18 protein-coding genes and 1 other RNA gene are annotated in these 22,861 nt (G+C 63.2%); all 19 read left to right on the forward strand.

Annotated features, from left to right (window positions below; translation table 11 throughout):
* Positions 1–331 precede the first annotated feature (331 nt).
* Positions 332–704, forward strand: a transfer-messenger RNA (tmRNA) gene (ssrA, locus tag ACVWYF_RS14625).
* A 241-nt stretch (positions 705–945) separates the two neighbouring features.
* Entirely contained in the window at positions 946–2,202 is a 1,257-nt protein-coding gene (locus ACVWYF_RS14630; protein WP_457069244.1) for a site-specific integrase, read from the forward strand.
* A 356-nt stretch (positions 2,203–2,558) separates the two neighbouring features.
* Positions 2,559–4,094 carry a hypothetical protein gene (locus ACVWYF_RS14635; RefSeq protein WP_457069246.1) on the forward strand — a complete coding sequence of 512 codons (1,536 nt, stop codon included), beginning with the start codon at positions 2,559–2,561 and terminating at the stop codon, positions 4,092–4,094.
* Positions 4,095–4,220: 126 nt separating this feature from the next.
* Complete coding sequence (locus ACVWYF_RS14640; RefSeq protein WP_457069248.1) at positions 4,221–4,502, forward strand: helix-turn-helix domain-containing protein; 282 nt, start codon at positions 4,221–4,223, stop codon at positions 4,500–4,502.
* Between the two features lie 2 nt (positions 4,503–4,504).
* On the forward strand, positions 4,505–5,332 hold the full coding sequence (locus tag ACVWYF_RS14645; protein WP_457069250.1) for a helix-turn-helix domain-containing protein: 828 nt from the start codon (positions 4,505–4,507) through the stop codon (positions 5,330–5,332).
* Positions 5,329–5,967 carry an ATPase gene (locus ACVWYF_RS14650; RefSeq protein WP_457069252.1) on the forward strand — a complete coding sequence of 213 codons (639 nt, stop codon included), beginning with the start codon at positions 5,329–5,331 and terminating at the stop codon, positions 5,965–5,967. The genes ACVWYF_RS14645 and ACVWYF_RS14650 overlap by 4 nt, the downstream gene beginning before the upstream one ends.
* 207 nt (positions 5,968–6,174) lie before the next feature.
* Entirely contained in the window at positions 6,175–6,606 is a 432-nt protein-coding gene (locus ACVWYF_RS14655) for a Fur family transcriptional regulator (protein ID WP_457069254.1), read from the forward strand.
* A 534-nt stretch (positions 6,607–7,140) separates the two neighbouring features.
* A complete protein-coding gene (locus ACVWYF_RS14660) occupies positions 7,141–7,611 on the forward strand; it encodes a hypothetical protein (protein WP_457069256.1) in 471 nt (156 codons plus the stop codon).
* On the forward strand, positions 7,608–8,540 hold the full coding sequence (locus tag ACVWYF_RS14665; RefSeq protein WP_457069257.1) for a hypothetical protein: 933 nt from the start codon (positions 7,608–7,610) through the stop codon (positions 8,538–8,540). Before ACVWYF_RS14660 ends, ACVWYF_RS14665 begins: the two co-directional genes overlap by 4 nt.
* A gap of 161 nt (positions 8,541–8,701) precedes the next feature.
* Complete coding sequence (locus ACVWYF_RS14670; protein ID WP_457069259.1) at positions 8,702–9,052, forward strand: hypothetical protein; 351 nt, start codon at positions 8,702–8,704, stop codon at positions 9,050–9,052.
* Between the two features lie 106 nt (positions 9,053–9,158).
* Positions 9,159–11,585, forward strand: coding sequence for a TonB-dependent receptor domain-containing protein (locus tag ACVWYF_RS14675; RefSeq protein WP_457069261.1), 2,427 nt, complete (start codon positions 9,159–9,161; stop codon positions 11,583–11,585).
* A gap of 68 nt (positions 11,586–11,653) precedes the next feature.
* Complete coding sequence (locus ACVWYF_RS14680) at positions 11,654–12,835, forward strand: DUF4374 domain-containing protein (RefSeq protein ID WP_457069263.1); 1,182 nt, start codon at positions 11,654–11,656, stop codon at positions 12,833–12,835.
* Positions 12,836–12,837: 2 nt separating this feature from the next.
* Positions 12,838–13,539 (forward strand): ABC transporter ATP-binding protein, encoded by a 702-nt coding sequence (locus ACVWYF_RS14685; protein ID WP_457069265.1) that lies wholly within the window; start codon positions 12,838–12,840, stop codon positions 13,537–13,539.
* 166 nt (positions 13,540–13,705) lie between these two features.
* Positions 13,706–15,121: a DUF3526 domain-containing protein gene (locus tag ACVWYF_RS14690; protein WP_457069267.1), complete on the forward strand. Its 1,416-nt coding sequence runs from the start codon at positions 13,706–13,708 to the stop codon at positions 15,119–15,121.
* 171 nt (positions 15,122–15,292) lie between these two features.
* Positions 15,293–16,726 (forward strand): DUF3526 domain-containing protein, encoded by a 1,434-nt coding sequence (locus ACVWYF_RS14695; RefSeq protein WP_457069269.1) that lies wholly within the window; start codon positions 15,293–15,295, stop codon positions 16,724–16,726.
* 47 nt (positions 16,727–16,773) lie between these two features.
* Positions 16,774–18,561: an erythromycin esterase family protein gene (locus ACVWYF_RS14700; protein WP_457069271.1), complete on the forward strand. Its 1,788-nt coding sequence runs from the start codon at positions 16,774–16,776 to the stop codon at positions 18,559–18,561.
* 48 nt (positions 18,562–18,609) lie between these two features.
* Entirely contained in the window at positions 18,610–21,057 is a 2,448-nt protein-coding gene (locus ACVWYF_RS14705) for an outer membrane beta-barrel protein (protein WP_457069273.1), read from the forward strand.
* 64 nt (positions 21,058–21,121) lie between these two features.
* Positions 21,122–22,231: a WD40 repeat domain-containing protein gene (locus ACVWYF_RS14710; RefSeq protein ID WP_457069275.1), complete on the forward strand. Its 1,110-nt coding sequence runs from the start codon at positions 21,122–21,124 to the stop codon at positions 22,229–22,231.
* Positions 22,232–22,293: 62 nt separating this feature from the next.
* Positions 22,294–22,704, forward strand: a complete 411-nt coding sequence (locus ACVWYF_RS14715; RefSeq protein WP_457069277.1) for a MerC domain-containing protein — start codon at positions 22,294–22,296, stop codon at positions 22,702–22,704.
* Positions 22,705–22,861: the final 157 nt, after the last annotated feature.

Consider the following 22,861-nt stretch of genomic DNA (forward strand, 5'->3'; position numbering starts at 1 on the left):
GTTCTATCTACAAAGTTACCCAGAAATGGGCGGCTTTGGAAGCGGGTGGAAGGCAGGTTTGGCTTATCAGAGCATTACCGGAACGTCATGCTGAGCGCAGTCGAAGCATCTCTACCGCGTAACTAATTCACTGCTTGCAACGAAGCGGTAGAGATGCTTCGACTACGCTCAGCATGACCGTACTTTTATTCCAGCGCTTCCTTCTTTCCCTCCTAACAAACACCTGCCCCGCCGGAAACCTTCCCTTCTCCCCCATCGTTTCAACTTCACCGCGTACCTTCGTGGCCCGTCTGGCCTTAACCGGACAATCGGGACTCGTTCTTTACCATTTGGGGATGACCGGAATTGACAGCTTGCGCAAATTACGGGTAAGCGTGCCAGGAGTTGATGGAAGCTCTCCTGTCAAAAAATCTATCAACAATCAACTGGCGACTACTCGTACGCCATGGCTGCCTAGTTCAGAATTAGGTAATTGCCATCGTTCCGCCTGGGTAAGTTTCTACACCTGGGAGTTCGGAGCGTCGTAAGTAGAAAATAGCCTTCGAGGAGCTGTGACTCGGGGGCGAAAACCAACTGCAGCTAGGGGGATTTCAAAGGCCTGACTGACGCCTGGAATACCATGAAAATCCAAGTCTGGATACGCACGTAGAAAGCACGTTGATTTCCTTGTCTGGACCAGGGTTCGAATCCCTGCATCTCCACAGTCTGATTAGCAGACACTAACAAAAAGCCTCAAATCGTATGATTTGGGGCTTTTTTGTTTTACTTTGTACCCAAGTCATTCGAGGTTTCTGGTTGTGTACGGGACCTGGCGAGGGACCTGCATTTCAAACGCCTGCTTTAGGTCCCTTCAAATACTGGTAAGCATCATTAAATCAGAGGTATCAATTCGAGATACTATCGTACAATAGCCCTCGAAAAACTCGAAGGCACAACTCTTTCTCCATGAGTTATTCGCTTACGGTCCTCAACTACTTGAAAGTAGCCAAGCGCGATAATACTACCGGGCTGGCTCCGATTTTCTTTCGCGTTACTATCGGCGGCCAGCGTGTAGAAATATCGGCCAAGCGCAGTTGGGACCCCAGCCGATGGGAGACGGAAGCCGGCAAAGCGAAGGGTACCAAGGAAGATGCCCGCACCCTCAATACCTATCTCGATACGCTCCGGGCGAAGCTCAACAAGCAGTTCAATCAACTCCTCAGCGGCGACGAGCCCGTGACCGCGGAGCTGCTGAAGAATACGTTTCTGAATAAGATAGCCCCTTCCAAATCCATCATGGAGGTGCTGAACTACCACAACGAGCAGGTGGCCGCCCGCGTCGGCACCGACTACGCCCCGGCCACACTCCGGCGCTACCGGGTGGGCCTGAAAAAGGTGAAGCTGTTCATGAAGCATCAGTACCAGCGTGCCGATATGCCCCTCGACCAGCTCAACCGGCGCTTCATCACCGAGTTCGAGCACTTCCTCAAGACTGTGGAGGGCATCCAGCACAACACGTCGATGAATTATATCAAGTACCTCAAAAAGACGGTGCTGCTGGCCCTCTCTTACGAATGGCTCGACAAGAATCCGTTTGTGGGCATCAAGCACTCCATTCGGGAGGTCACCCGCGAATTTCTCACTACCGAGGAGCTGGCGCGCATGGTTGAAAAGCCGTTTTCCATCCGTCGGCTCGATGAAGTGCGCGACATCTTCGTGTTCTCCTGCTATACTGGCTACGCTTACGCCGACGTGCTCAAGCTCACGCCTGACCATATCCTGACCGGCATCAACGGCAAGAAGTGGATAATGACCCAGCGCATCAAAACTGAAACCCGCTCCAACGTGCCGCTGCTGCCGCCGGCACTGGCCATCCTGGCCAAGTATGCCCAGGACCCCGAGTGCCTGGCCAAAGAGCGGCTGCTGCCGGTGAAGAGCAACCAGAAAATGAATGCCTACTTGAAGGAAGTGGCTGATATGTGCGGCATAACCAAGCCGCTGACTTTTCACATTGCCCGCCACACCTTCGCCACCACGGTCACGCTCACCAACGGGGTGCCCATCGAAACCGTCAGCTCGATGCTTGGCCACAAGAATCTGCGCACGACGCAGATTTACGCCAAAGTGGTGGAGCACAAGGTCGGTGAAGACATGGACCGGCTGGAAGAGCGGCTGAATGGCAATAGCAAATCAGCCGACAATGTGCGCCTGTTAGGCACATGAGCGTAATTACCCATAGAATCCGCATATGGAAGCACCTCTCAAATCATCATTAGGTGCCGTTGACGGCCGGGTTTGGTAACGGACCTGCTAGACACAAACACCAGGACCATCACCCTCACCCAGCCCGCTCAGGACCTCACATTTCGCTAGCTGCTGGCGGGGTTGGTAAAGCACGCCGAAGCAGTTATGCTATGTCGCGGGTAAGTGAAATTGTTGAGGCTGAATGTAGCAATTAACTGATTGCCAAAACGACGTTTTCGGTAGCCCCATTTGCTAAAAACAAATGCCTGAACCCATCATGTTACGCTTGTGTTACTATTCCTGCCTATGACACAAACCGTAATCTACTGCTTGAAGTGCCCTACGAACTCGACTTGCTAACCCGGCTGGTCACCGGTGATTTATCCCCTACCAGCTTTCACTTCCCCGAACAACCCACCCACCACGACTTTCTGCGCCAACGGTTCGGTACCTACGCTCGGCACTTTAAGATTCAATACTGCAGCCCGGTACCCGGCGAATTCACCTACCAGCGCCACGACGAATTCGTATTTCTCGAACTCAACGACTTGCCGGGCCTGCCCGCCGTCCCCACCGGGCCCGAGCCGCGCACCCTCGGTCTGCTACTGGCCGATGCGCTACCCCACCTCGGCCTCTCCCTGCCCGAGCTGCAGGACGCGACGTGTCACCAGGTAGCGGACCATTTCTTTCTGGAGTTGACGGCCGCGTGCAGCCTTGACAGCTTGCCGCCCGCCAAAGCGCGTTATTATTACTACCATACCCAACTGCTCGACGAGGCCGCCCGCCTGCACCGCGCCCTGCCCGCCTGCTCCCTGCTGTGCCCGGATGCAGCGGCCGTCACGCGCTACGTGCAGCAGCACCAGCGCACGCTGCAAAACTTACTGACCCACACCCAGCAGCAGCTCGAACCCGCCCGGCGTGCCAGTTGCTACGGTGCCCCGCAGCTCTATTCGCTGGCCGAGGTGCACCAACTGCTGTATGTGGAAGTGGAAAAGCTGCTGGCCTATTTTGAGCAGAGCTTCCCAGAACACCTCAACCTCACCACACCGCTCTCATACCGCCGCCGGGTGCAGGCCCTCACCGACGTGCAAACCCCTCTAGCGGCCGTATTGCTGGCCCTGCACAGTGCCGAGGGCCTACCCGAGCCCTTGCTTACGCCCGTCCGGGACTGCCTGAGCCGCCTGCTCATCACCGTTCAGGATACCAGCCTCAGCTACCAGGATTTACTCTACCCCCGGCTGCTGCTCCGCGAGCTGCACGGCCGCCTGCAGCGCGGCTGGCTCCTCACGCCCGAAAATTTGGGCCGCCTGCTGCTACGCTACAATTTTAACTCCCCCGAATTTTTCCGCCTGGTCAAAGACTACGTGCGCGCCGAGGCCGAAGCCGAAGCCGCCGACGGCCACCTTGCCGACCAGCTGCCCGTCATCCTGCGCTACCTCACCCGCTACCGCCAGCTCCAGTCAGCTACCGAAGTCGCTTACATGCCCCTGCTGCCGCCCCTGCGCACTCAGCTTCTCAATTGGCTCGAAGCCGAGCGCGACTACCTCAGCCACTTGGTACGGGCCACCACCGCCCCAGCCCCGGCCGCCGCGTCGGAAGTCGCTCGTATTCTCACCCCGTTGTCCGTTGCCCAAATGGCCCAGCTGCTGCGTACCCTCTACGACGCCGGCGTCTTCGGCCAAGCCAGCCAGCGCGACCTTTTCCGGATGCTGGCTGCCAACTTCCGCACCGCCCGACAGGAGCGCATCTCCGAGAAAAGCCTGGCCACTAACTTCTACAACGCCGAGGATAACACCCGCCAGGCCGTGGAGAAACTGGTAGCCAAAATGCTGCAATCCCTGCGGCAGCCCACCAGCGACCCATCAAATTAATGCTCCCGGTGAAAATTATTTCCCTGTAAATCAGCAGGATTGTTGGGGGTTGCACCACCCCTCCAACTGGCGGCGCATCCCCGCCACGCCTCCCTTTGCCGGCATCATCAAACGCCCGCAAATCGTATGGCCGCCCGCATTATCACCCCCGAAGACCTCCTCGAATTCAAGCAAGAGCTATTCCAGGAGCTGCAAAAGCTTTTCGCCGCCCAAGCTGGCAGCAATCTGCAAAAGAAGTGGCTTAAATCGCCCGAGGTGCGCGAGCTGCTCGGTATCTCGCCCGGTACCCTGCAAAACCTGCGCGTGAATGGCACGCTGGCTTTTACCAAAGTCGGGGGCATGGTCTACTACCAGTCCGACGACATCCTGAAGATGCTCGAGGAAAACCGCAGCAAGAAGGGCCAGTAAGCATGACCCCGCTGCCTACCACCCACGCCGTCATTCCAGCCGCCGTGCGCTACGACACGGCCCTGACACCCGCCGCCCGCCTCCTCTATGGCGAAATCACCGCCCTCTGCGCCCAGCGTGGCTACTGTTGGGCCACCAACGACTATTTCGCCCGCCTCTATCAGGTGCGCCGCGCCACCATCTCGGCCTGGATTCAGCAGCTCACCGAGCGCGGCCACCTCACGGCCACCATCGACCAGACCAAGGGAAACCGTCGCCAGCTTCAACCCGCACTAGAAGGGCCGGAAACCTCGCCCGGTTTTCCGAATACCCTCGCCCGAAATACCGCACCCCCTATCCCGCCAAACCGCACGACCTATCCCGAAATTTCCTTCACGGAAATGGAGGCACTCCTTATAGGTAAAAAGAATGATAACATAGAATGGGAGAGAAGCGCCGCGCCCACGTCCGAAGTTGAAGTGAAAGATGAGCTTGACCCTAACGGCGCGGTCCCGCCGCCCATCCCCCCCGTTGCGCGCCCCCCCCTTCCCGCGCCGCCGGCCGCCGCCGGGGCGTTCAAATGCCCCACCCTGGCCGAGGTAACGGCTTACTTGGCTGAGCAACCCGACATCACCGCCACAGTGGCCACCGCCGAAGCCACCCGCTTCTGCAACTACTACCAAGCCAACGGCTGGCGCGTCGGCCGCCACGCCATGGCCGACTGGCCCGCCGCCGCCCGCAACTGGCTGCTCAACGCCGACCGGTTCAAAGCCTCCACGTCCGGCCCAGCTGCCGGCGCGGCCACCCGCTTGCACTCCGGTGGCACCAAAAATTATCACGAGCCGCTATGAGCCAGCTCCCCGACTTTGAAGCGCGGTGGGCGCACTTCCTCACGCACTTTGCCGCCCAGGTGCCCGGCTTTCAGCTCGACGCCCACAATGAACCCATCTACCGCCGCCTGTTGGCCTACTTCACCACCGACGAGCCCACGCAGGCCGCCCAGGGCCTGGACCCCGCCAAAGGTATCCTGCTACTCGGCCCCGTCGGCTGCGGCAAAACCGCCGCCATGCGCTTCTTCGAGCGCACCGCCCGCGCCCCCTACCGCATCGTGCCCGCCCGCGATGTGGCCCGCCGCTTCCTCACCGAAGGCTTCGCCGTGCTCGACCGCTACGGGGCCCAGGCCTTCACCCACCGCTCCTACGGCTCCGGCCACGGCCCCGACCACCGCCACCCCGTCACTTACTGCTTCGACGACTTGGGCGTGGAGCAAAACGCCCGCCTCTACGGTAACGAGTGCAACGTGTTGGCCGAAATCCTGCTCGACCGCTACGACCGGTTTGTCACCCATCAAATGCTCACCCACCTCACCAGCAACCTCAACGCCCCCGAGCTGGAGCAGCTTTACGGCGACCGCCTCCGCAGCCGCTTGCGCGAGATGTGCAACGTGCTCAGCTTCCCCGCCACTGCCCCCGACCGCCGGCACTGACAGAACTGTTGCAGCGATTCGGAAGCTGCTATATTGGTCAGTTGGCCCGTTTTCTGGGGAGCCCCAAACTGCTAAAACGCCGTGCCTGCAATAAATGCAGTACCTGTTATGCTTTGCATTTTGCAACTTCGTTACTTTTGCAGTTGTTTGCTGGCTCCGCTTGCCACTGTGGTGCAGGCAGCTTGCTTATTCTCATTTTCCTGAAGTATGCCCATTCCCGCCGAGCGCATTGCCCAAACCCTGACCAACCACGCCTTACGCCAAACGCCCGTGCGCCGCGCGGTGCTCCAGGCCCTAGCGGAGTCGCCGTTCGCCTTGTCGGGCGGTGAGATTGAGGCACAGCTCGGCCCCGGCACCGACCGCATCACGCTGTACCGGACCCTGAAATCGTTCGAGGAAAACGGCCTGATTCACCGGGTCATCGACTCAACGGACATCATCCGGTACGCGGCGTGCTCCATCGAGTGTAGCGCCCAGGCCCATTTCGACAACCACGTCCATTTCAAATGCACGGCCTGCCAGCACATCTACTGCCTCAACCAGGTAGCCATTCCGGCCGTGACGCTGCCCGACAAGTTCGAGGCCACTACCCGCGACTACCTGCTGGCCGGCGTGTGCCGGGCCTGCCACCCAGCGTAGGCATACCGGCAATTTGCTCAGAATATCAGCCGCTCCAACTGCATCAGTTGAGCGGCTTTTTTTGTGGCAATGAGAAATTCAACCCTGGTTTTTTTTAGAAACATTGTTGCATTTAACGGTGCAAATGGTTCCAATAAATTACTTTATGAAGCAAGAAAAAGGCATATATGAGCTTTTGGAAACGATAGCAGTTTTGATTTCAACAAATCATCATGAAATCTTAAACGAAACATTGTTGCATTTATAAAATAAGACCTATACATTTGAACCGTTGTTGCAACAATAAGGCGACGCCGAAAACCTTTGACCGAGTAGGCACCCCAACATTCTTTCCTGACCACCATGAAAAAGGTACAATTGACCAACCGCGCTGCTCTCATTGCCCGCATCATGACCCAAAAAGCGCTGGCTCCGGCCGGCTCGGTGCATTGCGTGGGCCACTGCCTGGCTGGTATGTAGGCAACGAAGGAACGGGTAGGGACCTTACCGGGGCCTTACCCGTTTTTTGCCATTCGCGCCCATCAGTCCCTTTTTATGGATTCGCCGCAACTAACCAGCATCCTGGCTTACCAGGACGAGGATGTTATTTCCCGCTTTACGGACCTGCTGGCGGTGGATGAGGCGGAAGCGTTGGACATCTTTCAGGAAACCAAGAAGTTCCTGTACCTGAGCCAGCTGCACCCCGTCTTTATCCCGGATGATTTGCTCATCATCGACGAGATGTGGCACAATTTCATCCTCTTCACGCCCGCCTACCACGCGTTCTGCCAGACCCATTTTCAGAAGTACCTGCACCACCTGCCTGCCACGAAAACGGAGAAAGCTCAGCAAGCCCAACTCCGGGCGCAAGCCCCGGAACAGGTAAAGCAACTGCACCTGACCAAAATGGAGGCGCTGATAGGCGCGACCTACGACCACCTGGGCGAGGAAACGGTGTGCAAATGGTTTCAGCACTACCCGGAGCGCTACGGCAGCGCCCGGCTCCTGGCCCTGCGCAAGGCATGAGCATCTTTCCTAAGCGCACCCGGCGCGGTACCACGGTCACCATTCACTGGAATTTCAATACGACGGGTCTCACGCAGGCGCACATCTACCCCTACGCCCGCATCGGCGTGCGCGCCCCCGACGGACAGCTGACGATGCTGCACGACGGCCACCTGCTCCGCCTGCCCGACCTGAGCACCGAACCCATGCCCGCCGCGGAAGCTGCCGGGCATTATTTGCCCAAAAACGTGCCCCTTCTGGTGCTGGCCAGCTACCTGAGCGGGCGGCATTCGCAGGCTACTTTAGTGGACATGCTGCGCGGCATGCATACCGGCCGGCATTATTACTTCTCGTATCAGGTGGCGGCGGATGCGCCCCTGGGACGATACACGCTGCTTTCGGAGCTGTACACGGATGGGCAGGTGCGCCACTCGGGCACGGCCGACGACGATTTTTTCCTGATAGAGCAGTTGGAACTGGAGCCGGAATTGCCGCCGGCTAGGGGTGGCTGCCGAGCCTTGATAACCAATCCCGGCCCCGAGCCGGTGCCCGTGCGGGTGGTAGAGTACTGGCCCGGCAAGCAGCCCGCCACGGCCAGCTACGTGCGGGAGGTGCCCGCCCTGGGCACCCTGCGGGTGGAATCGGAGGCGGCGCAGTGCTTCGTGCTTTACAACGAAGAGCGGGAAACGCTGCCCGTGCATCCCCCCGCCGAACCCGTTTTCCTGCGCAATCAGCAGCTGCTTTCGCTGGATAAGGTGGTCGGGGACCAGGATATGACCTTCGTGCTGACCGGCACGGACGACGAAGCCTACGAGCTAACCGGCCCCAGCCGAGAAGTGTGGCAGCGTGCCGATGGCCTGACCGGCCGCCACCAGCTCAACGGCCCCGGTGAACAAGCGGCCTACGGCGAAATGCTGGCCGCCGGCCTGCTCATCGAGTTGCCGCGTTAGAACGGTTGCGACGGAGCACTCTTGTCTTTCCGGGTCGTTGCCTACTACAGCGGTTTCACGGTGCGCTCCACTCACCAGAGACAATCGCCTCAATTAATATGCAATGTTGTTGCATATACGCGCCGCTTGTTTACCTTTGAGCTCTTAGCAACGAAACAAGGATGCAGCGTTTACGGAATCGGTTGGGGGCATGGTGGCTATTGCTGCTGCTGGGGCGCGTACTGGCCCCCGAAGCCGCCGTGCTGAGTCTGCACGCCCATCACCACACCGTGGAAGCCGCGACTTCATCGGTGGGGCGCAAGTCCCACGCCTCCCACCCGCAGGTATCTACCCGGCACCAGCACTGCCACGCCGAGCAGCTCTACGATGCGCCCTTCCAGCCGGCCCTACCGCCCCAAATGCCCCGGCTGCAGGTGCGGCGGCGCTACCCAGCTTACCGGGCATTAGCCGCCGTGCGCCCGGCCCGGCATCTATTGCGCGGCGCGGCCCTGCGCGGCCCCCCGATGGCATAGCCCGGCGTGGCACGCCGGGCAGCTGACGAGCCGCGCCAACTGGTGCGGCTACCCGTCACGGGTGGAGTAGCGTGCCACGCTGCCCGCCGGCTCCCTTTTTGTGTAAATGTCTTTTCATCTTCCACTCCCTGCCTGGGAGATAGGCGGTTGGCGGTTGGCGTTGCTGTTGATGGCCCTGCGCTGGCCAACGGCCACCTACGGGCAGGCCAGTGCTGGGGCAGCCACCCCGCCGCCTAGCGTAGCCTGTTCGCTCGTGCTAGCCGTGCGCGTGGCCGACCACGAAACCGGCCAGCCGCTGCCCGGCGCTACGGTGCGTGTGCTCGAAACCGGAGCCGTGGCTATGGCCGACGCAGCGGGCAGCTGTCGCCTACCGGCTTGCCCCGGTCCGGGCCGCGTTGAGGTTCGGCTGGTGGGCTACCGCGTCGAAACGGTCCGGGTGCAGCTGCGAGCGGGGCCGCCGCAGCGCTTGGCGGTGGCCCTGCGGGCCGTGGCGCAGGAGCTGGGCGACGTGCAGGTACAGGGACAGTCAGAAGCAACGACGTTGCGCCAAAGCACCCAGGCCGTGACCGTGCTCGACGTGCGGCCTTATTACGGGCAGGCCTTCGGGCTGACGGAGATGGTGAACCGGGTGCCGGGCATCCGCATTCGCCAGGATGGCGGGCTGGGCAGCAACGCCAATCTGTCGCTGAATGGGCTGGGCGGCAAGCAGGTACGGGTTTTTCTTGACGGCATTCCGCTGGAATTTTACGGCCGGGGCTTGGGACTGAACGTGCTGCCGGTGAGCCTGCTGGAGCGCGTAGACGTGTACCGGGGCGTAACGCCCGTGAGCCTGGGGGCCGACGCGCTGGGCGGGGCTTTGAACGTGGTAACGCGCCGGGAGCAATTCTCCTACCTGGATGCTTCCTATGAGCTAAGCTCCTTCAACACCCACAAAGCGGCGCTGAACGGCCGCTACGTGTTTCCCCAAAACGGCTTTTATGTGGCCGGCAATGGCTTTTATAACCACGCTGATAACGACTATAAGGTGCAGGCCGAAGTTATCAGGGCGAACACGCCGGTAAAGCAGACGGTGCGGCGCTTTCACGACCAGTTCGGCAGCGCGTTGGGCCGGTTGGAAGTTGGCTGGCAGGACCGGCCCTGGGCCGATAAGCTGGCCCTGACCGTGTTCGGGGCCGGGCTCGACAAGCAGTTGCAACACAACGTACAGATGCTGCAAGCGTACGGTGCGGCCAGCTACCGGGAAACCAGCGCGGGCGCGGCGCTCAGCTACCAGAAAACGGCCCTGCGGCCCGGCCTCGACGTGCGGGCCTACGCCGGCTACACCCGCGTGCGGGGGGCGCTGACCGACACGAGCCGCAACGTGTATAACTGGGATGGCAGCATCATCGAGCGGCAACCCGTCAGCTCGGGCGAGCTGGTGGGCATCGGCAGCTTGCTGGCGCTCACGTCGCACACCAGCGTGGCGCGGCTGAACCTGACGCAGGCGCTAGGGGCCAACCGCCGGCTGGTGGCCAACGTGCTGGGCAGCTACTTCCGGCGGGCGGGCGACGATGCCATCGTGGTAGCCCGGCAGGAGCACGACTACGCCCAGGACCCCAGCACGCTGCGCAAGCTAGTGGCCGGCCTGGCCTACGAGCACGAGTGGGCTGGTGGGCGTTGGGGCAGCAGCACGGCGGTAAAATACTTCGGCTACCAGTCCGATGGCTTTGGCAAACAGAGCAGCGGCAGCTACCTAGAAACCCGGCAGGCCCGGCAGCAGCTGGGGGCCAACCAGCTCCTGCGCTGGCAGCCGGCGACGGCCTGGCTGCTCAAGGCCAGCTATGAATACGCCGCCCGGCTACCCGACGAGTATGAGCTATTCGGCGACGGGATACTGGTGCGGGCCAACCCCGGGCTGCGGGCGGAAACCAGCCACAACGCGAACCTCGAAATCCATTACACCCGCCCGAAGTGGGGCGTTGAAATCGGCGGGTTTGCCCGCGAAGCCACCGACATCATTTACCAGCCCCCCGCTACCCGCGACAGCCAGAACAAAAACCTGCTGCGGGCCAGGGTGCTGGGGGCCGAGGCCGCCGTGCGCTACGCCCCGGCACCGGCGCTGCGCCTGGTCCTGAACGCGACGTACCAGGACATCCGCAGCCGCACCCCGCCGGACCTGAGCGGCAACCCGGATACCAAATATTTCAACGCCCGGATGCCCAACACGCCCTCCTTCTTCGGTAATGCCGAGGTGCAACTCAGCCGGGCCAACGTGGGCGGGGCGGGCCGCCGCCTCAGCGGGTGGTGGCAGGCCAGCTACGTGCAGGCCTTCTACCTGTACTGGGCCGACGGCTTCGCGGCCTCCAAGGCCAACATCCCGAGCCAGCTGGTGCAGAATGTGGGCCTGAGCTACGCCCTGGCCGGCGAGCGGCTGACGCTGAGCGCCGAAATCCACAACCTGGCCGATGCCGCGGCCTACGACAATTACAACGTGCAGCGCCCCGGCCGCTCAGCCCATTTGAAGCTGCGCGCTTTTCTGCGCAAAAGCAGCTAGCCATCCGGCTTTTCTCGCCACTTCTGCAAACAAACATTACTCATTTTTCCCTTACCCATTTCAACAGCATGAACACGTTTACTCTTCAAAGCCGGCTTCTGACCGGCGCGCTGGCCGCTACCACGCTGCTGCTTGGCGCTTGCGACAAAGACAAGACCGACGACAGCAAGCCCACCGTGGCCACCAACTATGCCGTGAGCACCGTGGGCGGGGCCTACCCCAGCCAAACCACTTACATCCAGGGCCTGACCGACCTGAATGCGGCCACGCTGGACACCAGGAATGCGTTTGAGCAGGCCAGCTTTGCCTCGATGTGGAACTACAAGCAGGCGCTGTATATGTCGAAATTCAGTGCGCCGGCCACGCTCACCAAATACACGTTCGACCCCGCCACGGGCCGGCCCGTGGAGGCCGGGCGGCTGGTGGTGCCGGGGGCCAATACCTTTTCCGACGTGCAGTTCGTCAGCGAAACCGAAGCGTATGCGGCCGTGGGCGGCGGCCTGGCCCGGCTGGTGAAATTCAACCCCACCACCTTCGTGACCACGGGCGAAGTGGACCTGACCAAGCTCCAGAAAACAGGAGCCCGCCGGGTGTATTACCTGGGCTCGATGGTGCGCGATACCAAGCTGTTCTGGGGCGTGTACTACGAAACCAGCTCGTTCGACCCGCTCACCGACTCGGCCCACGTGGCCGTGATTGACCTGCCCACCGGCAAGCTGGAAAAAGTGATTGCCGATGGGCGTACGGGCACCGTGTTTTCGGCCGGGGCCATCGAGTGCTTCAGCAAGGATGCCAACGGCGACATCTACGTGCAAGGCGACGGCACGAGCCGCGTGCCCAGCGGCGTGCTGCGCATCAAGGCCGGCGAAACCCGCTTCGACCCCACCTATTTCTTCGACCTGAAAGCCGCCACCGGCAAGGACTGCAAGGGCCTCTACTCCTTCGGCAACGGCCTGGCCTTCACCACCCGCATCGAAGACCCCACGGATTCCTACGAGTTCAACGGCCCCAACTACCGCTACTACAAGCTGAACCTGACCGCCAAAACCAGCGGCGGCGCGCTGCCCGGCCTGCCCCTGATTTACGGCTCGCAGTCGTCGCTGATGCGCAAGTTCGACGCGGAGAACATCTTGTTCAGCGTGAACACCAAAACGCAGAACAGCATCTACCAATACAAGCTCAGCGACGGTACCATCAGCAAGAAGACGGACGTACCGGGCCTGCTCACGGGCCTGGCCAAGGTGAACTAGCCATGCTCGAAGCCCGCAACCTGACCAAGCGCTACGGCGACTTTACGGCCCTGCACCCGCTGACCCTGACGGTGCGGCCGGGCGAAATCTACTGCCTGCTGGGGGCCAACGGGGCCGGTAAGTCCACGACTATCAACCTATTCCTGGATTTCGTGCGGCCCTCTGGCGGGGCGGCCTTCGTGAACGGCCTCGACGTGCAAACCCACGGCGACGCCACCAAGCAGTTTCTGGCCTACATCCCCGAAAACCTGATGCTCTACCCCGACCTGACGGGCCTGGAAAACCTCGCGTTTTTCTGCGGCCTGGCCGGAAAGAAGCCCTCCCAGGGTGAGCTGGGCGAACTGCTGCGCGAAGCCGGCCTGCAAGCCGGCTTCGCCAACCGGCGGGTAGCCGCTTATTCGAAAGGCATGCGGCAGAAGGTGGGCATTGCCCTGGCCGTGGCCAAGGATGCCAAAGCCCTGCTGCTCGACGAGCCCACCTCGGGCCTCGACCCCAAGGCCAGCAACGAGTTTTCAGAGCTGCTGCTACGCCTGCGCGAGCGGGGCGTGGCCACGCTCATGGCCACCCACGACCTGTTCCGCGCCCGCGACACGGGCACCCACATCGGCATCATGAAAGACGGCCGACTGTTGGAGTCCTTCGAGGCCAGCCGCGTGGATTACAACGAGCTGGAAGAGCTGTATTTGCAGCACATGCACGCTTGATTTTTTTCTGATTGACAAGTAGAACGTCATGCTGAGCGGAGCCGGAGGCGCAGTCGAAGCATCTCTCCCGCGCAAGTAATTCAATCGGCCGCAATGAAGCGGTAGAGATGCTTCGACAAGCTCAGCCTGACCGTTCAGTTTCGTCCATTCTACAATTCCTTCCCTCATGCTCAAGCGCATAATTATCAAAGAACTCCGCACGGCCATCCGCAACCGGCAGGTGTTCGTGTTCGGGCTGTTGGTGGCGGGGCTGCTGCTGGCGGCGGGGGCGGCCGGCTACGCGGGCCTGCGGCAGCAGCGGGCGCAGGTGGAGCGGGCGCAGGCGGCGCGGCGGCAGGAGTGGCTGGGGCAGGGCGAAAAGCACCCGCACATCGCCTCGCACTTTGGCACGTTCGTGTTCAAGCCCAAGACCGGGTTCAGCTTTTTTGACTACGGGCTGGATGCCTACACGGGCACATCGGTGTACCTGGAGGCGCACTACCAGCACGAGTTCATGTTCCGGCCGGCGCAGGACTATTCAGCCTTGATTCGGTTCGGGGAGCTGTCGGGGGCGCTGGTGCTGCAAGTGCTGCTGCCGCTGCTGGTGATATTCCTGTGCTTCGGGGCCATCACGCGGGAGCGGGAGCGCGGCACCCTACGCCTGCTGCTGAGCCAGGGTGTGAGCGGGCGGCGGCTGGCCTGGGGCAAGGTGCTGGCTTACTACGCGCTGGTGCTGGCCCTGCTGGTTCCCACGCTGGCGCTGGTGGGTGCGCTGGGCATCGGCCAGGGCGCGGCCGGGGCGGAGGTGGCCGGCCGGCTGCTGGGGCTGGAAGCAGTGTACGCGGCCTACTTCTTCGGCTTCGTGTGCCTGTGCGTGCTGGTGTCGGCGCGGGCTACATCGTCGCGCAATGCCCTGCTTACGCTGCTCACCACCTGGATAGTGTTTGCCGTGGTGCTGCCCAAAACCGCCGCCGCCCTCGGCGACCAGCGTCACCCGCTGCCCAGCCTGCAAACCTACCAGGACGGCATCACGAAAGCCGCCGACGAGGGCCTGCCCGGCGACCTGCCCAAGGCCGGCCGCAAGGCCGCGCTGCAAACCGTCTATTTGAAAAAATACGGCGTGGACTCGGTGCAGCGCCTGCCCCTCAACTTCGAGTGGGTGGCCGCCCAGGCCGGCGAAGACTACCACGACCGGGTGCAGGCCCGGCACCGCGCCGGCCTGGTCCGCACCCTGGAGGCCCAGAACCGCCTGAGCACCGCCGCCAGCTTCGTGGACCCCTACCTAGCCGTGCGCAACCTGAGCATGGCCCTGGCCGGCACGGACCTCTACACCAGCCTCGATTTCCAGCAGCAGGCAACCGACTACCGCGCCCGGTTCCTGGCCCGCCTCAACGGTGATGCCGCCCGGCATTCCAAATACGGCCAGTTCTACGAGTACCACCAGGGGGCGGCCCTGTGGGCCACGGTGCGGGATTTTGCCTACCGGCTGCCCGCGCTGGCCGCCGTGCTGCCGCACTACGCGCCCGAAGTGCTGGCCCTGCTGCTGTGGGTGCTGGCGCTGCCGCTGGCGTTGCATGTGGCAGTGCGCCGGCTGGCGCTGTAGCCGGCTGGGAAATCATTCCATCAGTCATCAAAAAGAACGTCATGCTGAGCGAAGCCGAAGCATCTCTGCCGCGCAAGTAATCAAGCTTTTTCAACGAAGCGGTAGAGATGCTTCGACTTCGCTCAGCATGACCGACCCGACGACCTTGCTAGCTCATTCCATCTCTTCCTTATGTTGAAACTAATTCTCAAATACGAGTGGCTGCACTTCCGCCGCAACGGCTTGCAGCTGGCGCTGCTGGCCGGCTTGGTCGGGTTTGGGCTGTACGCCATTTACTATGGGCACCGGCAGCTGGCGGCCCAGCAGACGGCGCTGGCGCAGCTCGAAGCCACTACCCGTACCGAGTGGGAGGGCTACCGGCAGGCTTTCGGAGCCGATACCACGGTGGCGGCGGCGAAGGACAAGTACGAGGAGGCCACCGACCCCGGCTACGCCTGGTTTCGGCAGGGCTACGTGGTGCGGCAGGAGGCCTCGGCCCTGGCCCCGCTGGTAGTGGGGCAGCGCGATTTGAACCCCGGCCACTACCGCCTCACGGGTATGAGCCTGTACTACCAGCTGTTTCAGAATGAGCTGGCCAACCCCCTGAAGCTGCTGGTAGGCAACTTCGACCTGGCCTTCGTGCTGGTGTATCTGCTGCCGCTGTTCGTGGTGGCGTTGGGCTACGGCCTGCTGGCCGGTGAGCAGGAAAGCGGGGTGCTGCCGCTGCTGCGGGTGCAGGCCGCGTCGGTGCGCCGGCTGCTGCTGGGCAAGCTGCTGTTTGGCTTTTTGCTGGTGACGGGGCTGGCCGTGGGCTTGTCGCTGATTGGCTTCGTGGCGGTGGGCGCACGGCCGGGGCACGACGGGGCCGGCCTGGCCCTCTGGCTGCTGACGGTGGTGAGCTACTGCGCCTTCTGGTGGGCGGTGGTGTGGGCGGTGGCCTCGTTCAACCGCGACTCGGCGGTGAACGCGCTGGCCGGCGTGGGGCTCTGGCTGCTGTTTTTGCTGGTGCTGCCGGCCGGCCTCAGCGCCGCGCTGGCCGTGTGGCGGCCCGTGGATAGCGCGGCGCTGGCCCCGCTGGTGCGCCGCCGGAGCCTCGACAACGAGCAGGACGAGCGGGCGGTGCGGGCGGTGGTGCGCCGCTACCTGCGCCAGCACCCCGGCCTGGCCCCGCCCGCCGACACCCTGTTTCAGCCCCACTTGCTGACCAAGGCCTACGCCGCCTTCACCCAGCTTACCGACCACGACAACCAGGCGCTGGTGGCCAATTACCTGCAAGCGGTAACGGAGCGCGATGCGCTGGCCGCCCGCTTCAACGTGGTGAATCCGGCCGTGCATACCCAAAACCTGCTCAGCCAAACCGCCCGCACCGACCTGGGCAGCTACGTCGATTTCCTGGGCCAAATCCCGGCGTTCCACCAGCGCATCGTGGCGTTTTACTACCCGCACCTGTTCCGCAATCAGGTGTTTGCCCTGGCCGACTATGCCCACCGGCCGCACTTTGCGCCGGCCCCGCCGCCCGCCGGCTTCCTGCGCCGCCTGGGGCTGGGCGTGGCGCAGCTGGCCGCCCTGGCCGCGCTGGTGTTCGCCGCCGGCTACTGGAACCTGCCCCGGCATCTGCGCGCCTAGCGCCCGGATTACTTGGTTTCCTTGCCCCCAACTTCATCCCGTCCGCCATGCGCTGCCTTCTTATTCTCTACCTATTTATCGCCAGCCAGCTCGTATTGCGTGCCCAGCAACTCGATTTGGGGTTTGAGGGCCGGCAGAGCCGCGATGCCACCTACCGCACCTGGTTTGCCAGCGGCGAGGGTTTTGCCGCCGCGTCCGATGCGGCCGTGAAGCACGGCGGGCGGCAAAGTATGCGGCTGTTTGCCGTGCCCTTTCGGCACGACCACCTGGGGGCCTGGGGCGCGGTCATTCGGCGGGTGCCGGCCGCGCTGGTGGCCGGGCACCGGCTCACGTTCAGCGCCTGGGTTCGCACCGACAGCCTGCTGCCGGTGGGCGTGGCCCTGTTTTGTGAAAGCAGCAAAGTACATTGGGAAACGCTGGACAATGCCCAATCCGACACGGTGCGGGGCACCACGGGCTGGCAGCGGCTCACGCTCAGCACCCGCATCAGCCCGCAGGCGCTGGACGTGCTGGTGGGCTGCCGCGCCGGCGGCTGGGGCCGCGCCTGGGTCGATGACGTGCGCCTGGCCATCGACGGCCGGCCCTTCGACCCGGCCACCCTGCCGCCCGCGCCCGCGCCCACCACTGCCGAGTTGGCCTGGCTACGCACGGCCGCCCACCCGCTGCGCACCACCGACCCGGCCGCGCCCGACACCACCGATTTGGTCGCCTTCGGCCGCTTGCTGGGGCCGGCCCGCATCATTGCGATGGGGGAGGCCAGCCACGGCACCCACGAAGCCATGGCCACCAAGGCCCGCCTGATTCGCTACCTCGTGGCCCACCACCACCTCGAAGCCATCATTCTGGAAGCCAGCCTGCCCGATGCCGAATACCTGAACCGCTACATACTCACCGGCGAAGGCACCGCCCTGGAAGGCCTGCGCCGGGTGAGCTTCTGGAGCCTGGGTAATCAGGACGTGCTGGACCTGGTGGAGTGGCTGCGCCGCTATAACCAGACCGCCGCCCGCCCCGTGCAGGTGGTGGGCTGCGACATGCAGGACCTGACCGGTGCCATGACCCAGCTGCGCGACATCACCCAGCGGTACGAACCCAGCTACGCCGCAGAATTGGCCCGTGGCCTGGCCACGCTCACCCGCTTCAACGCGGTGTATAACGAGGAGTTTTACGCCACCTACACCAAAGCGCCAGCCCTGACCGACAGCAGCCTGGCCTTGTCTCGCAGCTGGCTGGCGCACTACGCGGCCCTGGGCGCGGCCCGGCCCGAAGCCGCGGCGGCCCTACTCAGCGCCCGCGTTATCAACCAGCTCTGCCGCCTGCTCACGGCCAGGAAAAAGCACGGAATGCGCGACCAGTTCATGGCCGAAAACACTGGCTACCTGCTCGAATCCGTGGGGCCAATGGCCCGCGCCGTGGTGTGGGCGCACAACGGCCACCTGATGCGCGACACGAGCTACGTGTCGCTGGGCTCGGCGCTGAGTCGGCGCTTCGGGCCGGCGCTGCTGAGCGTGGGCTTCTCATTTGGCGAAGGCAGCCTGATTTCCTACTTCGAGTTTGGGCCGACGGCCTTCCGGGCTTGGCCGCCGATGGAAGGCAGCTACGAAACCTGGTTTGCCCAGGCCGGCCTGCCGGGCTTCTACCTCGACCTGCGCCCCCTACGCCGCGCCCCGCCTGCCGCCGCCCGCTGGCTCACGCGGCCCCGCTACGGCCGCGAAAGCTCGGCCGTGGGCGTCACTGAAAGCAACTCCTCGCCCTACGACTACTGCCGCGACTTCGACGTGCTCATCTACAACCAGCGCGTGACCCCGACGGTGATTGTGAACCGCCGGCCAAAATAATGCGCCCTGCCCAGCCGCTGCTACTCCACCTTTCCGCTCGTTTTTATCATGCGAATTATTTACAAAAAAGCCTCCTGGCTGGCCGTACTGGTGGGGCTGAGGTTGGGAATGCCGGGCGCGGCCCTGGCCCAAGCGCCGGCCGCCGCGCCCGGCCCGGTTATCTCGGGCCTCGTGCTCGATGGCAAGGCCCAGCCCGTGCCGGGGGCCACGCTACGCCTGCTGCACCTGCCCGACAGCGCCACCACCGCCGCTACCCAGACCGACCCGGCCGGCCGCTACCAGCTCGCGGGCGGCGCGGCCGGGAGCTATGTGCTCCTAGCCACGGCCATTGGCCTGAAACCGGCCAGCACCGCTGTTGTCCTGCGCCCCGGTCAGCCTACGCTGGCCCTGCCCCCCATCAAGCTGCTGGAAGACAGCAAGCTGCTGCGCGAAGTAACCGTGACGGGCCAGCACCGCGCCACCGAGCTGGTGGACGGCAAGCTGGTGTACAACGTGGACCAGCAGGTGTCCACGGCGGGGAGCACGGCGCTGGAGGTGCTGCGGCGCGCGCCCGGCGTGAGCGTGTCACAGAACGACGAAATTCTGCTGCGCGGCAACGCCAACGTGAACGTGATGATTGATGGCAAGCTCACTTACCTCTCGCCGGCACAGCTGAGTACCTACCTCAAAAGCACGCCCGCCAGCAATCTGGCCCGCATCGAGGTGCTGCTCACGCCCGACTCGCGCTACGATGCGTCGGGCAACGCGGGCATCATCAACATCATCACCAAAAAGAGCACCCGGCCCGGCTACGCTCTCAACCTGACGACCGGCGGCGGGGGCGGCTACTATCCGCAGACGGCGGAAAGCGTGATTGGCAACGTGAAAACCGGGCGCGTCAACGTGTTCGGCAACTACGCCTACACCTACCGGCATTCCTACCTGGACCGCACCAGCTACCGCACCGTGGGCACGGGCGGCGCGGCCACCACGTTCGACCGGCAGTCGCGCGACCCGGAAATTGCCAGCGGCCACAGCTACAAGGCGGGCATCGACGTGGACCTCACGCCCCGCCAGGCGCTGGGCTTCGGGTACAGTGGCTTCCGCAACTGCTGGCAGCGCGACGGGCGCGGCCCCACCTTCATCCGCCAGCCCGGCATGGGCCTCGACGACGTGCTCCGCAACCACAACATCACCGACGAGCCCGCCCACGAGCACATCTTCAACCTCAACTACAAAGCCCGGCTCGACACCGCTGGCCGGCAGCTGACCGCCGATGCTGACTACGCCCGCTACGCCAGCACCTCCGATGGCTACCTGGCCAACGAGCGGTTCACGGCCGGCGGGGCGGTGGTGTCGCCGTATGAGCAGCTGAATTTCGTGCAGCCCACCAACATTACCATCCGCTCGGTGAAGGCCGATTTGGTCTGGCCGCTGGCGGGGCTGAAGCTGGCCGGCGGGCTGAAATATTCGTCGGTAACGGCCGACAACAACTTTCGCTACGACTCGCTGCGCAACGAAACCCGGGTGTTTTCGCCCACCCTCAGCAACCACTTCATCTACCGCGAGCAGATTTACGCCGCCTACGCCACGGCCGGCCGGCAACTAGGCAAGGTGAGTCTGGATGCGGGCCTGCGCCTAGAGCGCACCCGCTCCGAAGGCAACTCCCTGAACCTGGACCGCGTGAACCAGCGCGACTACACCAACCTGTTTCCGTACCTCTCGCTGGGCCGCCAGCTGGGCGAACGCCACGCCCTGAGCCTCTCGGCCACCCGGCGCATCAACCGGCCCCAATACGCGGCCCTAAACCCGGCGCGGTTCTTCTTCGACAAGTTTTCCTACCACGAGGGCAACCCCAATTTGCAGCCCGAAACGTCCTGGAATTTCGCCCTGGCCTACACCTACCACGGCGAATACTCGTTCACCCTCAGCCACACACGCGTCGATAACGCCATTGCCCAGTTTGCCCGCCTCAACGCCCAAACCGGCGAGTTGGTGCTTAGCGACTACAACTACGCCGGGCGCGAAGACTACGACCTGCTGGTGGTGGCCCCCCTGAAGCTGACCGCTTGGTGGACCGTGGAAAATACCGTGGACGTGCGCTACCAGCGCCTCCAGTTCCGGCCCGACGGGCAAACCCTGTTCGCGCCCGCCCGCCTGTCAGTGGACCTGTCCGTCATCCAAACCATTCAATTGCCCTGGCAGCTGGCGCTGGATGTTTCCACGTTTTACCAGTCGCCGATGTTGAGCGGGAGCTACCTGCTGCGGCGCTACTTCGGGGTGCAGACCGGCCTGAAAAAGTCGTTCTTCAACAAGAAGCTCGATGCCAAGCTGGCCGTGGTGGACCTGCTGCACACCGACCATTACTGGGGCTACTCCATCTACGAGCCCGTGAACATTCGCTACAACCACACCGGCGATACCCGCCGCGTCAATTTCAGCCTGACCTACCGGCTGGGCGGCAAGCTAAGCGCCGGCAAACCCCGCCAGCTGGACGAAATCGACCGGGTGAAATGAGGTACCGCCCACCACTCTCCGACCTGCTCCCCGGAAATAATCCGCTGCTTTTCTGCTTTCTGACATGGCTACATTTCCCCTTTCTTGGCTGCTCCGCCCCGAGGTTCTTACCCAACTGACTGAGCTGCGGGAAACCTCAACCGTCCTGCGGTGGACCACCGAGTTGGGCGAAGAGACAACGGCCGCCGCGTGGCTACCCGACCACCAGGCCGTGGTACTGCTCACCGCCACCGGGCAACTGGTGTGCCTGAGCGCGGTCGACGGCCAACCAACTTGGAGCACGGCCGCTCCCAACAACGGGGCCGTGTGCCTGGGCGTGTGCCCGACCGCGCCCCTCGTGGCCACCGGCCACGCCGACGGCAAGCTCTGCCTCCGCGATGCCATGACGGGCGAGTCCGTACGCGAGCAGCTTCTCGGGTCGTACCCAATCGCCCACCTCGGCTGGGCACCCAACGGGCTGCTGCTGGCCGCGAGCTGCGGCCCCGCCGTGCACGTACTGGACAACACGGGCCAACCGCTGGCCCACTACCACGGGTCCGGCATGAATGTAGCGGCCTTGTGCTGGCGGCCCGATTCCGCAGCCCTGGCCGTGACGAATGGCCCCGTGGTCCAGCTGTTTCCGGTGCCGTCGGGGTTGCGGGAGCTGGTGCCGTACCAGACTCTGACCGAGGACGCCCCGCTGCTGGCCGTGGCCTGGAGTCCCACCGGCCACCACCTGGTAGCCGGGTTGCCGGCCGGCTGCCTGAGCAGCTGGCAAATGAGCCATTGGCTGCTGCCCAAGCCTATCAGACGGCGGCAAGGGCAGGTTATTAGTTCAGAAGAGCCGATGAACCGCCTGAGCTGGCACCACGGGGGTGGCTGGCTGGCCACCGCCCACGGCTCCGGCGTTGCCATCTGGCGCAACGCCGCCATCGGCCTGTTGCAGCGCCCGAAGTGCCAGCTGCAGCACCCGTCGCCCGTACAGCAGGTAGCCTTCCAACACCATGGAAACACCCTGGCAACGGCCGATGCGGGCGGCACGCTGGCCTTGTGGAGCCCGCTGGAGCAATCCACGCCCTTGCTTACGCATTTCCTGGGAAGTGGAATCAGCGCCTTGAGCTGGGCACCTGATGACCAGTCCCTGGCCGTTAGTACCATCAGCGGCCGTGTAGTTATGCTAAGCGTAGTCAGCTAAGATGAGGTGTGTATTTTTGCATCATTGTTGCATTTAAAAATTGCGGGCCGTAATTTTAAGCCATGAAGCACTCTTTGCTGCGCCTGACGGCTGATTATGGGGGCATCCTGAACGCGGGTTTGTGCATCGTGCATTGCGCGGCCGGGCCACTTCTGCTGGCCCTGTGGGGAGCACGAGCCGGTACCGGACCAGGGCCGGGCGACGTGCTTTTTTTGGTAGTCAGTGGCATCCTGATAGTCGGGGCCACCTGGCGAATGTCGGCGTGGTGGCTACGGGGTGCGCTGTGGGGATTTTTCACCTTGTTTGCCCTGGCCATGCTGCTGGCGGCCAGGTATCCAGGGATGGAGATGGTGCAGTACGCCGCTTCGGTGGGCCTTATCGGTACCCACTTGCTGAACCTGCGGCACGGCCGCCGCGTGGCCCGAGCCGATGCTATCCAAGTGGCTAAAGAAAAGCACCGGAGCCATGCGTAGCGGGCGTGCCAGTTCCCGGTCGAATACGCAGAGTTGATGGATAACAACTTCATGCCTATGCGCGTGACCGCACCGTCACCTTCCGCGCCTTTGACCGCACGGGCAAGGAACGGTGGCAGCACGTCATCCACGCCCGAGAGCTGCGCGTGCCGTCGCG

Source organism: Hymenobacter sp. UYAg731, assembly GCF_054061335.1.

What these genes read in the sequence shown, in the direction of transcription:
- ACVWYF_RS14630 (WP_457069244.1), top strand. Translation starts at nt 946, where the DNA reads ATGAGTTATTCGCTTACGGTCCTCAACTACTTGAAAGTAGCCAAGCGC.
- ACVWYF_RS14640 (WP_457069248.1), top strand. Translation starts at nt 4,221, where the DNA reads ATGGCCGCCCGCATTATCACCCCCGAAGACCTCCTCGAATTCAAGCAA.
- ACVWYF_RS14645 (WP_457069250.1), top strand. Translation starts at nt 4,505, where the DNA reads ATGACCCCGCTGCCTACCACCCACGCCGTCATTCCAGCCGCCGTGCGC.
- ACVWYF_RS14650 (WP_457069252.1), top strand. Translation starts at nt 5,329, where the DNA reads ATGAGCCAGCTCCCCGACTTTGAAGCGCGGTGGGCGCACTTCCTCACG.
- ACVWYF_RS14655 (WP_457069254.1), top strand. Translation starts at nt 6,175, where the DNA reads ATGCCCATTCCCGCCGAGCGCATTGCCCAAACCCTGACCAACCACGCC.
- ACVWYF_RS14660 (WP_457069256.1), top strand. Translation starts at nt 7,141, where the DNA reads ATGGATTCGCCGCAACTAACCAGCATCCTGGCTTACCAGGACGAGGAT.
- ACVWYF_RS14665 (WP_457069257.1), top strand. Translation starts at nt 7,608, where the DNA reads ATGAGCATCTTTCCTAAGCGCACCCGGCGCGGTACCACGGTCACCATT.
- ACVWYF_RS14670 (WP_457069259.1), top strand. Translation starts at nt 8,702, where the DNA reads ATGCAGCGTTTACGGAATCGGTTGGGGGCATGGTGGCTATTGCTGCTG.
- ACVWYF_RS14675 (WP_457069261.1), top strand. Translation starts at nt 9,159, where the DNA reads ATGTCTTTTCATCTTCCACTCCCTGCCTGGGAGATAGGCGGTTGGCGG.
- ACVWYF_RS14680 (WP_457069263.1), top strand. Translation starts at nt 11,654, where the DNA reads ATGAACACGTTTACTCTTCAAAGCCGGCTTCTGACCGGCGCGCTGGCC.
- ACVWYF_RS14685 (WP_457069265.1), top strand. Translation starts at nt 12,838, where the DNA reads ATGCTCGAAGCCCGCAACCTGACCAAGCGCTACGGCGACTTTACGGCC.
- ACVWYF_RS14690 (WP_457069267.1), top strand. Translation starts at nt 13,706, where the DNA reads ATGCTCAAGCGCATAATTATCAAAGAACTCCGCACGGCCATCCGCAAC.
- ACVWYF_RS14695 (WP_457069269.1), top strand. Translation starts at nt 15,293, where the DNA reads ATGTTGAAACTAATTCTCAAATACGAGTGGCTGCACTTCCGCCGCAAC.
- ACVWYF_RS14700 (WP_457069271.1), top strand. Translation starts at nt 16,774, where the DNA reads ATGCGCTGCCTTCTTATTCTCTACCTATTTATCGCCAGCCAGCTCGTA.
- ACVWYF_RS14705 (WP_457069273.1), top strand. Translation starts at nt 18,610, where the DNA reads ATGCGAATTATTTACAAAAAAGCCTCCTGGCTGGCCGTACTGGTGGGG.
- ACVWYF_RS14710 (WP_457069275.1), top strand. Translation starts at nt 21,122, where the DNA reads ATGGCTACATTTCCCCTTTCTTGGCTGCTCCGCCCCGAGGTTCTTACC.
- ACVWYF_RS14715 (WP_457069277.1), top strand. Translation starts at nt 22,294, where the DNA reads ATGAAGCACTCTTTGCTGCGCCTGACGGCTGATTATGGGGGCATCCTG.